General features: G+C 52.5%; 2 protein-coding genes. Both read right to left on the minus strand.

The features are described from left to right. Positions 1–10,231: amino acid adenylation domain-containing protein (locus NUV48_14655; GenBank protein MCR4443371.1), on the minus strand; the 10,231-nt coding region annotated here is incomplete at its 3' end. Continuing rightward, on the minus strand, positions 10,228–13,575 hold the full coding sequence (gene fabD / locus NUV48_14660) for an ACP S-malonyltransferase (GenBank protein ID MCR4443372.1): 3,348 nt from the start codon (positions 13,573–13,575) through the stop codon (positions 10,228–10,230). The genes fabD and NUV48_14655, both read right to left, overlap by 4 nt. Positions 13,576–13,628: the final 53 nt, after the last annotated feature.

A 13,628-nucleotide genomic window follows, 5' to 3' on the forward strand; every position in this document is an offset into this window, starting at 1 on the left:
TCTTCGGCAGCGGGCCAAAGGCCTTCTCCAGTTCTCCCGTCATTTGCATGGCCATAAGCGAATCGATCCCGTATTTCTCCAGCGCCGCGTCTTCTTCGATCTTCTGCGCCGGCAGTTTGATTATCCCGGCAAGCAGCGCTTTCAGGTACTGTATCGCTCTTTCCTTTAGCTCACTTTCCGCTCCCTCGCCGCCGCGGTCAATTATTTCGATTGGCGCCGTCATTGCTCCCGCGCCGGCTGCGGGTTTCTCCAAGCCGGCCCCTTTGTCCAGCACCCTGGAAGCGTAGCCTTTTAACCGCGCGCACACCCTGCCCCGGTCGTCGCACAGGTCGATGTCAATTTCTTTTATCTTCTCCCCGGCGGGTTTTTTGTCGCTGAACCTGAGGTATGCCCACATCTCAACACCGCACCGCTCATATATCTCCAATTCCCGCAGGGCAAAGGGCAGCGCCGGCTTCATCTCCCCCGCAACCCCCAGGCTTGCTGTCAGTCCCAAGGTAGCCTGGAACGCCGCGTCCACCAGGGATGGGTGCAGCACATACTCTCCACTGGTGCTTAACAAAACTCCGGGCAGGCTCAGCTTCGCCAGGGCCTCGCCTTCACCCATATACACCTCTTCCAACCCACGGTGCCCGGGCCCGTAGTCGATACCCATTGACGTGAAAGCCTCATAATACTGCCGGGCTGGTAAATTTTTGCGCCCGCACCTCGATTTCAACTCCTCAATACTTAATGACGGGCTTGAAACCTCTATCCCCGGTTCGGCCGATCCCTGGCTGTAAACTTCTTTTCCTTCTCCCGACGTCCCGTATATTTCAAAGGCCAGCTTGCCGTTTGCCTCCGGCCTCAGGCTTATATGCGCCCCTTTAGGTTCCTCTCCCACCACCAGCGGCCTGCTCCAGACTATATTCTTGAGCCTGATACCAGTAATTCCTTCCTTCTTGAATCCTGCCGCCTGTTCCACTGCCGCCCGCGCCATCTCAAGATGCGCAGCCGCTGGTAATATGCGCCGGCCTTTTATGCGGTGGTCGGCCAAGAAAAATTCATGTCCGCTGAAAGTCGAACTGAACCGCTGTTCCATGAGGTCGGAGGTGTCCCGATGCAGAAGCGGGTGGATGTGTTTTTCAACCCCGCGGACCACCGCCTGAGCGGGTGCACCGTCTTCAACGTCTTGTATCCAGTAACGCTCCCGGGCAAACGGGTATGTAGGCAACGGGATTCTGCAGTACTGGTCACCGGCAAACAGCCGTTTGAATTCCAGGTTATAACCTTGCGCGTACAACTCGGCAACTGCTGACAGCGATTCCAGGTAATCGCTGTTGTTGGCCGCGTTCCTACAGTTATCAAGGCACTGGTTCCCGTAACGTTTGATTGACGGCTGTTCCTGTTGCGTAGTACCAGGCAGTTCCGCGTGGTAGACTTGCGGCGCCCTGCCCTCTTTCAGCCATTTTTTCAACAATCCGGCCAGTTCTTGTTGAGTGCGGGCTATGCAGGCCAGGCGGTGATTGAGGTGTTTTCGCCCCAGCAGTAATGTGTAGCTCATATTTCCGCAGTCCACACCAGGCTCACGCTCACAATAATCGATCATTTGCTCCGCCTGCTGTTCCAGCTGCCTGGCAGACCCGGCCGACAATACAATTAAATAGCCAGCCTTTTGCGCATGACGCCGTTCTTGTCTGGGAGCCTCCTCAATTACCATATGGGCGTTGGTCCCGCTTAATCCGAAGGAACTGACCGCGGCACACCGCTTGGAATTATCTCCAACATCCCAATCCTTCAGGGCCGTGTTGACATAAAAAGGACTGCCTTTGAACTGGATAAGAGGATTCCCCGACCTAAAATGCAGCGACGGCGGAATTTTCTTATGCTTTAAAGACAGCAGGATTTTGATGACGCCAGCGATTCCTGCCGCATATATTGTATGTCCAAGGTTTGACTTAATTGATCCTATGGCGCAGTATTCCCGTTTAGAGGTATAGTGCCTGAAAGCGCGGGTAAGCGCTTGATATTCAATGGGGTCTCCCAGTTTCGTCCCTGTTCCATGCGCCTCCACCATCTGGATCTCGGCAGGATTAATGTTAAAATTGTCGTATACGTAGCGTTCCAGTCGCTCCTGTGAATCAGCGCTGGGCGCAATAATTCCATTGGTTGCTCCATCCTGGTTGATTCCCGTGCCCCGGATCACTCCGTGAATATGATCGCCGTCCGCAACAGCCTCTGAAAGCCGTTTGAGAACAACCACTCCCACTCCTTCGCCGGGAACGAAGCCATCTGCCCGTTCATCAAAAGTATAACACCGCCCCGTTGGCGACAGCATACCTGCCCTATTAGCCGGTAGGTATATGCCTGGTGTACAATTAATATACACGCCGCCGGCCAGGGCCAGGTCAATTTCCCTAGACCATAATCCCTGGCAGGCAAGGTGAACAGCCACCAGCGAACTGGAACAGGCCGTATCTACAGCCACTGCAGGCCCTAAGATATCTAAATAATAGGAGATGCGCGCAGGGATCAGCGCGCTGTCATTGCCCCAAAACGCCTGGGCAGGTGGGTTTTTGCCTAAAAACTGGTGGTAGTCCCCGGCCCCGCAGCCTACATAAACGCCGCAGGAACGCCCTTTAAGTTCCTCGCCTGCATACCCGGCGTCTTCCAAGGCCTTCCACGATTCCTCCAGGAACAGCCGCTGCCGCGGGTCCATATAGGTGGCTTCAAGTACAGAGATGTTGAAAAAGGCGGGATCAAAACAATCAAAATCATCTATAAAACTGCCGTACTTGCAATAATTTGCCTTTTCCAGCGGAGTCCCCGCAAAATACTCCGCAAGGTTCCACCGGGTTATTTCTTCCACCAGGTCGTCACCATTCGCCAGGTGTTCCCACAACTCGTTCACCGTTTTTGACCCGGCAAACAGCCCGCTCATTCCGATAATCGCAATAGCATCTTTTTGGATTTGCCGTTCATCATTCACCACTTCAAAGCCGCCGCGAACTTCAAAACTGTCCTTTTCCATGCCAGGATCATCATCGGGCAGCAAAGAAGCTAATTCAGATTTATGGTTTTCAACAATATACCGGGCAAGTTTATTGACGTTGCTGTAATCAAACAGTACTGTCACCTGTAAGTCGGTATTCAACTTCTTATTAATCGTGTTCACCAGGTTGACTGCAATAATCGAATCCACGCCGAATTCCGAGAAACCAAGATCCTCGCTGATTTGTTCCTCGTCTATTTTTAACGCTCCCGCCGTGCTTTCCCGGATTACTGCCCTTACGTGAAACTCGATCCCTTGGTCTGTCTGAGGAGTGCTCTTCCGCCTGGCCAGTGTCGGCTTGGGGCTAGTCTGCATATTGTTCCCGCCAAGTTCTTCCGCCACGTGTTCAGCCAAACCGTTGAGGGTTTTACAGTCGCTAATCACCCTCGGAGCCAGATTGAGATTGTATTCTTCGTTGAGTTTACCGGCAAGCGCGGCGATTTCCGTCAAATCGAAGCCATAGTCTTCAAACCCGGCGCCGGCATCTATTTCCCCGGTATTTACCCTGCGTAATTTCGACACGGTTTCAATCAAAAAAGCACGCACTTTGTCCTTAAGCTCACTGCCGCTGTCCGTGCCTTCAGTCATAACCGGGCCGTAAGAACTCATTTTTGGCAGGGCCGTCTTTTTAGTAAATTTCATGAGCGCGACCTGATTCAGCGGTCCGTTCAACAGCAGTTCCAATGCCTTCATCGCTTCCGCCGGCTCAAGCGCTTCTATTCCGTATTGACCCATCCGCTTTTTAAACGCTTCGGGCATTACCGCGCCGGCACCGACGTCGCCCCAATATCCCCAGTCCATTACTTTGACCGCGCAGTTCCATTCGCTGGAAAGCTGGTGGGCAAAAGCGTCCATAAACGCACAACCTGCAGAATACCCGCTCTTCCCATGTTCTTTTATGAAGGCGTTCAGCGAAGAGAAAAACAAGAGAAAATCAATTGATTCTTGGCCAAAAACCTGCGCTAACCGCACACTGGCATCAACCTTGGCGGCAAGCACGGCCCGGAAACGTTCCTCATCCATACTGGCCAAGCTTTGGTCAAAAGATCCCACCGCAGAATGAACCACACCGTTTATTTTCGGGTGTTTTTGTTTTATTTGCTCACAAGCCCGCTGCAAAGCTTCCCTGTCGGTTGCATCCGCCGTAATATATTGTGGCGCGGGTCCCATGCCGGCCAGCCTGTCCAGTTTGGCCCTGATGGTCTGGTCTTCTTTTCGCCTGCCCAGCCAAAAGACCTGTGCCCGGTAATGGCGAATCATGTATTCGCTCCAGAGTTCCCCAATACCGCCGGCTCCACCGATTACGACATACACGCCGCCCGGTTTGTACAGCGGCTGTCCCGGTTTAACACCTTCCGCGGCAACCAGTTTCTGCCGGTGCCATTTTTCATCACGGTAAAACCAGGCCTCTCCCCAAGTATCCGGCGGCAGCTTAAACATGTCTTCCAGCGGCCATGAACAACCTTCTTCCAGGTCCACCAGCCGGACCATCCAACCGGGGTACTCTTTGGCCAGCGAGCCTATAAACCCGTGGACGGCTGACTGTGTCGGGTTAACCCGTTCCTTATTATGCACAGGCTGTGCCTGGACAGTGACAAAAGTCAGTCCCAGCCTGCCCGTGCCGTATCCTAAACCAAGCAAGGACTTAACCAGGCGAAAAACCTGGAACACGCCCTCTTCCAGTCCTTCAAGCAAGGAGTCGCCGTCCATGTTCTCAACAGAAAAGTTGGAAGATAACCACACTACATGGTCAAAAGGCCCGATTGCCTTTAATTTGCCGGCTATTTCCTCCACGGTATCCGTCCGGCGAATCTCAAGAACCTGCGCAGCCGGGAATATACGCATAACGGCTTTCCGTTTTTCTTCATCTCCACCGGCAATGACAAGCCTTCCACTGGCGGCGGGGATGGTTTCACCCCATGCCGGCAAAACCGTTTCCCAGGCCGGGACCAGCATGACTGCTCCAGCCAGGGGCCGGTCGCTGCTTAAATCCATTTCCGGACTGCTGCCGCTCTCTCTTCGAGGCCAGTAACTCTCTTGAGCGAACGGGTAGGTAGGCAAACTGACCCGGCGGGGTTTCCCGTGGGGATACAACAACTCCCAATTCACATTTATCCCCTTGGCCCATAGACTGGCTACTTTTTTCAATTCACCTTTTGCTATGCATTGGGCAATAGTTTCTTTGCAGTCTTCTTCCTTCCCATGCCATCCGGCATTGTCGCCGCCCCGTTTTATTTCTCCTCTGAAACAGCCCTCTATCTCCTGTTGGTTATCGATAAAATCCTTTAACTTTTGCCTTAGTTCATCCCTGTCGCTTACGACAAAGACCACCCTGTTTTCCATCGCTTCACGCCCCACCTGCAGCGTGTACGCCAGGTCGGCCAAACACACCGGGGGCTGGATTGAGTTTTCACCCGGCGCCTCAGGGAATCTGCCCGTTCCGGCAAGGAAACCCAGCAGGTCTCCGGCATAATCAATAAGCCGTTCCCTGTTCTTCGCCGACAAAGGAACGAGATAGGGCCCGCCTTTACTGCCAGGTTCCCCGTCGTTCTCATTTTGCTCGCCGCCATTTATATACTGTTCAAAGATGGCATGGGAATTGGTTCCACCCATGCCCATAGAACTCAGCGCCGCCCTGATGGGGGCAGGGGCGTTTTCGAATTTGTTTAGTTTATCTACAAGGTAAAACGGCGACTTTTCCATCTCCAGGTTGGGATTCGGTACTTTACAGTTAATGGAGGGAGGAATCTCGCCGTAATAAAGGCTCAAAGCGACTTTGATGCAACCGGCCAAACCCGCGGCCGTATCGAGATGCCCGATGTTCGTTTTGACCGACCCGATTCCGCAAAACTGCGTCTTGGCCGTGTACTGCCGGTAAGCATCGCATAAAGCCGCGAATTCAATTGGGTCTCCAAGCTTTGTGCCCGTCCCGTGAGCTTCAACATAAGTTATTGATTCGGGGTGAACCCCTGTTGTTTCCAGCGCTTTCTTTATCACCTCGGCCTGGCCTTTCACACTCGGCGCGTAAAAACCCACTTTTTCCGCACCGTCATTATTGACGCTTATTCCTCTTAACAGCGCATAAATGTGGTCGCCGTCGTTTATTGCCTCCAGGGCGTTTTTAAGCAATATGACCGCAACCCCTTCCCCGGCTACCATTCCGTCCGCCGAGGCGTCAAATGTTTTAACATGCCCGTCGCCGGAGAAGTTTAAACCGGGTTGATGCACGTACCCCGCAATCGTCGACGGATAAACAGTCGCCGCTCCCACCAGGGCATACCTGGCTTCGCCTGCCCGCAAGCTCTGGCAGGCCGAATACAATCCCACCAGCGAAGAGGAACAGTTTGAATGAACAAAAAAGCTCGGTCCCTTTAATCCCAATCTATGTGAGATCATGGCGGGAATTGTTCCTCCCTGGGCCAAAAGCCAGGATACGTACTCGTCCGAGTCTTTCAAGACCCTTATCCCACTCGAAACAAAAAAGGGAAAGAGCGCTTGATAAAGGCTGTTGCTTGCCGCCATGAACACGCCTGTCTGGGGGATGTTCCCCGGGATATACCCGGCGTCCTCAATGGCTTTCCAGGAATGAAGCAGCAACAGCCTCAACTGCGGGTCCATAAACTCCGCATCTTTCGGGGGAATGTTAAAGAAACCCGGATCGAAAAGTTCTTTTCCTTCAATCGTGAATTGGGCCGGAACAAGGCGCGGGTTTTCCAAAACTTCTGCCGGCAAACCGTAGCGGCTGAGTTCTTCTTTCGAAAAAAACCTGACGCTTTCTTGGCCCAATCTCAAATTGTTCCAAAACTCAAAACGGTTTTTCGCTCCGGGGAAATGGCATGAAATCCCGATAATAGCCAGGCTGTCCCGGTAATAATCGGGATATGACTTTTTAACGCCGCAGTATTTCGCTGGCGTCCCTTGTTCGGAAAAGGCATTGGCGCCTTTTATTTCACCGATATACGAACTCATCTCCTTGATGTTGGAATATTTAAACAGCGAGGTGACAGGAATATCGCAGTCAAATTCTTTTCTTATCCTTTCCACCACTGCCACGGCTGAAACAGAATCGCCGCCCGCGTCGAAAAAACCGTCTTCCGTGCTGATATCGTCAACGTGGAGGATGCCCTTCCAAATGCCCAACAGTTTTTCTTCAATCGCTGATTGTGGCGTGCTAGTCCTCGCTGTCCGTGAAACTTTAAGCTTGCGGGCCATCAGATTTTTTCGGTCCACTTTTCCGTTGGGGGTCAGGGGTATTTCGTCCAATTGAATAAAAAACGAAGGGATCATGTACTCGGGCAAGCTCAGCCTTAAATATTCGCGCAGCCGCTGCGGGCCAAGCCGTTCATCGTTTTTCCCTTCCTTACCGCTTTCGCCGCCTGTTTCTTCTGGTACGTAATAAGCAACCAGCTGTTTGCTGTTTTCTTCTTCTTTAACAACAACGACGCAGTCCTTTACTCCGGGGTGCGCGCGAAGCCGCAATTCGATTTCGCCTGGCTCAATGCGGAACCCGCGGATTTTTACCTGGAAGTCGACGCGCCCTAAAAACTCTATTTCCCCGTTGGGAAGCCACCGCGCCAGGTCGCCCGTTCTATACATCCTTTTACCGGGAGTAAACGGATTGGCGACAAACTTTTGGGCCGTGAGTTCAGGCATGTTGAGATACCCTCTGGCCACCCCGTCCCCCGCGATGCAGAGTTCGCCTGGAATGCCAACTGGTACAGGTTTAAGGTTTTTATCCAGGATGTAGACCTGGGTATTGGCTATCGGTTTGCCGATGGTAACTGGTTCCGCCGGCGTGATGTGTTTGGCCGTGGACCAGATTGTCGTCTCCGTAGGGCCGAACAGGTTCCACACATCGCAGCGGTTTTCCATAAAACGATTTTTCAGCGCAGGAGACAAAGCCTCCCCGCCGCACAGGACCCTTACCTTTTCCTCATTTCTCCAGCCGGCATGGAAAAGCATCGTCCAGGTAGCCGGCGTGGCCTGCATGACGGCCGGTTTAACCCTTTCGATCTCAAGTTTCAACTTTTCCGCGTCTTTTGCTTTTTCCGAACTGCAAATGCACACTTTGGCCCCACTGAGCAGCGGCAAATACAGCTCCAGCCCGGCAATGTCAAAACAGTATGTGGTTACGGCCAGCAGCGTGTCCCGCGCCGCCAAACCGGCTGTGCCGGCCATGGCGGTCAGGAAGTTGGTTAATCCCTGGTGAGTAACCATGACCCCCTTGGGTCTTCCCGTACTCCCGGATGTATACATCACATAAGCCAGGTGCTGCGGCCGCACTTCCCGTTTCAGCTTCTTTATGCCCCGTGCTGTCTTCGCTATTTCTTCCCAGCCTTTGTCCATGACAATCGTTTTTACGTTCTCGCCGCACAGCCGTGATACTTTATCCGCCAAACCCGATTGAGTCAAAATAAAAGGGGCTTTGCTGTCCCTGAGCATGTACTCCAACCTTTCCGCCGGAAAGTCAGCCTCCAGCGGCACATAGGCCCCGCCTGCCTTTAAAATTCCCAGCAGTCCCACGACCATATCCAGGGAGCGCTCTACGCAAATCCCCACCAGGCAGTCCGGACGGACCCCTTGTGCTTGCAGGTATGCTGCAAGGAGCGCGCTTTTTTCGTCCAACTGCTGGTAAGTGAGAAATTCGTTTTCATAAAAGACGGCCGTCTCATTGGGTGTTTTACGGGCCTGCTCTTCGAAGAGGACATGGAAACACTTATCAGCCGGGTAGCTGGCCTCCGTGGCGTTCCAATCGTAAAGGACAGTTCTTTTTTCCTGCTCGGACAACAGGGAATAATCGTCAATCGCCGTCGCGGGTTTCTTTACTGTTTCTTTGACCAGGTGATGAAAATGCCCGCTTAGCCGCGCTATTGTGGAAGAATCAAATATGCCAGGGTCGTATTTGAAATTGAGCATGAAACCGTCTTCCTGCTCAAAGACTTCCAATTCCAGCTCGTACTCGCCTTCCTGGTGAATACCGGGTACAGGTTCCGCGGCAATTACGTCCCTATACCGCTTAAGCAGCTGCTGCACACTTTTGGCCCCGTCGAAATTCTGGTAAGCAAAAGCCGTTTGAAACACCGGGTAGTTTTCGCTAATGCGGGGCACGTTTAAATCCCGGACCAGGACGGGGAAAGGATAAGCTGAATGATCAAGTCCATCGGCAAGAGTTGCCTTCAACTCCTGCAGGAAATTTGCAAAAGGCTTGGTCCCGGCTATGCGGCTGCGCACCGGTATCATATTGATGAAAAAGCCAATCTGCGAAGAAAACTCTTCCCGCGGCCGCACCATCACCGGCATGCCGACAATAATGTCTTCCTGGCCTGAATACCGGTATAACAAGAGTTTATAGATACCCAAAAGGAAGACGGACATATTAACGTTTTGGGCACGGGCTAAAGCCCTCAGCTTTTTGCTCAAGGCCGGCGAAAGAATACTTGTGTGCGTTTCCCCCGCAAAACTCGCTTTCCCCGGACGAGGACGGTCGGCGGGTATTTCCAGCACCGGCAGTTCTCCCGACAGCTGCCGTTTCCAATAGGAACACTGTTCTTCTTTTTCCTTTCCAACCAGCATATTTTGTTCCCATTCGACATAGTCGTTATAATCATAAACAGAAGAAACCGGTTGCGGAACCTTCCCCAACACAAATTCACTATACGCGTTTAACAGTGACTCCAAAAAGATGACCGTCGAGAAGCCGTCAAAGACGATGTGGTGTATAACGATGAGTATATAGTGTTCTTGTTCGGAAAGGGAAACAAAGTGAACCCTCAGCAGCGGCCCGTTTTCCAATGAAAACGGTTCTTTGGCCTTTTTTCTTAAGTACGAGAGGATTTCATGTTTTTTTAGGCCCGAGGCGTCCTCCTGCCGGAAATCAGGCGACTGAGAAGGGCAAACGGTTCGGTAAGGTACTCCGTTTTCTTCTCTTACGGCGCTATCGAGAACGGGATACTGCTCCACAACAAAAGAACAGGCTTTCTTGAAACTGTCGGGGTGCAGCTTCCCGGATACCCGGAAACAAAGAGGAATGTTATAGGCGCTCGATTCCGGCGCGATTTTTTGCAAGGCCCACAACCCTTTCTGCCCTTCGGACAGGGCGCTCCTGCCTGACTGCCGCGCCAGCCGGCGAAGCTTCTCCCGCACTTCAAACAGCGACAGCTTGCCTTCCTTATAGGCGATAAGAATTTCTTTGCGCGTCATGCCATCTCACCCCTACCTCCATCTCCACAGAGAGCTTTAAACCTTACTTTCAACAGCAGCGCCGTTTCTTCCATCAATTTCCGGCCGATCTCGTCCACATGACGGTTTTTCCATTTTTCCAAGGGGGTGCCCTTGACCCATTGATTAAAAGCACCCAGGGCTGGCCCGCACTGGACCTGGAAGTCAACCTTCCTCTCCGTGACTCCCTTCAAAGCAAGGTGTGTTGAATAACCAGAGTACCACCTGAAGACCAGGGCCATTTTATGCTTTGGGTTATTCCTGGCCTTTTCGATTTCGTGGGCCGGACAATAAGAACAAACTTCTTCCCAGACTTCCTCGAAACTTTTCTGAAAATAACGTTCCTGGATTTGTTCCTTCATTTTTTCGTCCAGCTCTTCGAGAGAATCATAGCGCCGGTAGAGGTCAAAAAGCTTGCTGGCTCTTGCCGGGAAAAATACTCCCTTCCTTAAGACCTGGACCTTGGCCCCGAGCTCAAACATATCACCCGCAGGGGCGTAGTCGGTATCCTGAACATTGATATCTTCCAGCATGTCCTTTACTACCTCGCTGGTCCCAGCCTCGACGGTGCACTGGTTAATGGAACCGGTAACAATGAACTCGGCTCCCAAAATGAAAGCGGCGGCCGCCGATTCCGGGGCGCCTATTCCTCCCGCCGCTCCGACCCTGATTCTATGCGGATACCGGTACTTGGCCATCATTTCATCCCGCAGTTTAAGCATGGCTGGCATCAGGACGGCAGCAACGCCCCGGTCGGTATGGCCGGCCGAATCTGCTTCCACGCAAATATCATCAGCCAGCGCTATTTCTGGTGACAGTCGTGCTTCTTCGCTGGTGATGCTTTTTTCGGCCAACAGTTTGTCGACGAACCTTTGGGGAACCGGGCTGAGAAAAATCTCGGCCACTTCCGGCCGGGATAACTTGGCGATAACCCTGTTGGCCGCCCTCACTTTTCCTTCATCGTTCCGGTACAGTCCTTTCAGGCGGTACCTGGCCAAGGCCTTACTCACACTCATATAAGCCGATGCTTCCACATTGCGAATCCCGTATTTTATGAAAAGGTCGACCATATTTTCCTCCCAGCCGGGATCAACGGGATTATAAACAAGATTCAGGCCGTAGGGTTCTCCGTTTGACAGCTCGCTTTGAATTCCCCGGATAGCCTCTTCCACCGTGTAGGGATCAAGGCCGCCCGTCCCGAAAAAGCCCATCATTCCAGCCTTGCCGAGCCTGACCACCATTTCTTTGGATGATATGCCCCGGTACATGGACCCGGCCAGGTAGGCGTATTTGAGATTGTAATCTTTTTTAAACTCCCTGTCGCCAAGCGTAAAGGCGGTTACCTCAATGTCTTGCCGTACCGGTCCGGCCTCCTCGGCCTGCTGCACATGCGGCGCTGCCGTTTCTTCTACAAATGCCTTGACCCCGGCTGTTTCCTGCTCCGCTTCGTCCTTTTCTTCGTCAACTCCATACAGCGGCTGCGCTTCCTTTAAAATGTTTTTAACGAGCTCTGTCAGGATGTTCCCTGGGCCCACCTGTTCCATCTCCACGACGCCTTTTCCCATTAAATACCTGATGCTGTCCAGCCACTTAACCGAACCTGTGATCTGGTCCACCAGGTTCCTTTTTACCTCCCCTTTTCGATAAGGCCTGGCCCGGACATTGGAAATAACGGGTATTATCGGGTCCATGAGCTGGTAATTATCAAGGAATTCGGCGAATTCCGCCTTAACCTCCTCCATGTACCTGGAGTGGAAAGCTCCGCTGACCTTCAAAACGGCATACATTTTTGCTCCTGCTTTTTCAAACGCCGCCCTGGCTTTTTCGATATCTTCCGCAGGACCTGAGATAACGGTTTGGGAAGTGCTGTTAAAATTAGCAATATCAATTGACTTAAAGCCGCCGGCCTCGAGGACCTCCGCGATTTTTGCCGGGCTTAACCCAATAACCGCGGCCATCCCCCCTCCCGCAACCCTGCTCATCAGTTCCCCCCGCTTTTGAACCAGCCTTAGGCCGGTGGCAAAATCGAAGGAGCCCGCCGCTAACAGCGCGTTGTATTCCCCAAGGCTGTGCCCCGCCGTATAAGCCGGCTTTTTCCCCGTTTCTTCAATTTTCTTCAGATACGACAGGGCATTAACCACATACAAAGCCGGCTGCGTATAGCGCGTCTGCGTCAGTTTGTTTTCCGGGTCCTCAAGGCAGAGTTCCCTTATGGAATACCCCAGGATTTCATCGGCCTGGGCTGTTAAGTCCTTAAACTCGTCGAACAGCGTTTTCCCCATCCCTTTATGCTGAGAACCCTGGCCGGGAAACAAGTAAGCGGTCATTTTTTGAACCGTCCTTTCCTTTTTGATTTTTACCACTGCGGGAATCAAATCCCGAATCTTACTTAAACCGTCCAACTCTTTCCCGAAAGGAGTCAGTACGGGAAGCGCCAAAGACTTTGACCCTTTTGCCAGCAAGCGTTTTGCAAAACCGGCCAGGGTGCCCGAAGGCCCCAGGTCTAGATAAACATGAGTGCCCCGGTTTTCCAGGAATTCTATGCTCCTGGCGAACCGAATGGGCCGGCGGGCCACTTCCCAGAAATACTCCGGCCCAACACTTGTTGCCTGGTTCCCGTAAAGACAGGAAATCATCGGTATAAGAGGCGGATTAAACTTTTTTGTTTTCAATAACGCAAGGTATTCCTGGGCCGCCGGGTCCAGCAGGAACGAATGAAAGCCGTGAGAAACCGGCAATTGCTGAGTGATAATGCCTTTTTTTTTCAGGTAACGCTCCAACAAGGCAAGTTTTTCCAGTTCTCCCGACAAAACAAAATGTGTAGAATAGTTCTCTGCCGCCATTTCGCTGTTTTCATTGATGAATTCATCCTGTTGGTAAAGTGCCGGCTCGGCAAGAACGGCCAGCATCCCTCCCGGCTTGCAGCGCGTATCCAGCAGGTTTGCCTGTCTCACCAGGATTTCCAGCATTTCCTCCGCTTCCATAACTTTGGCCAGAGCTGCGGCCGCATATTCCCCAAGGCTGGCCCCCAATACGTAATCCGGCTTTATTCCTTCCGCCAGCAGAACCTGGGTAAGGGCATACTCCACCATGAAAATGGCCGGATGGGTGAAACGTATGTCAACAAAACTTTCATTCTTTTTTTTGCCCGTGCCGTACAGCACCGGCAGCACTGACCAGCCCCCAGCCTGCCGAACCACCTCATCCAGACGCAGCATCCAACTCCTGAAAACGGAGTTGGATGCGTAAAGCTCTTTTCCCATTTCATAATACTGGGACCCCTGGCCTGAAAACATGAATACTACAGGATTGCTCAATTCGTCCAATATTCCTCCTTGGCGGCCGGGCGGGTGTAGATGTCGTCGTACAGGTCGCCGTG

It is taken from the genome of Peptococcaceae bacterium (assembly GCA_024655825.1).
Lineage (GTDB): Bacteria > Bacillota > Peptococcia > DRI-13 > PHAD01 > JANLFJ01.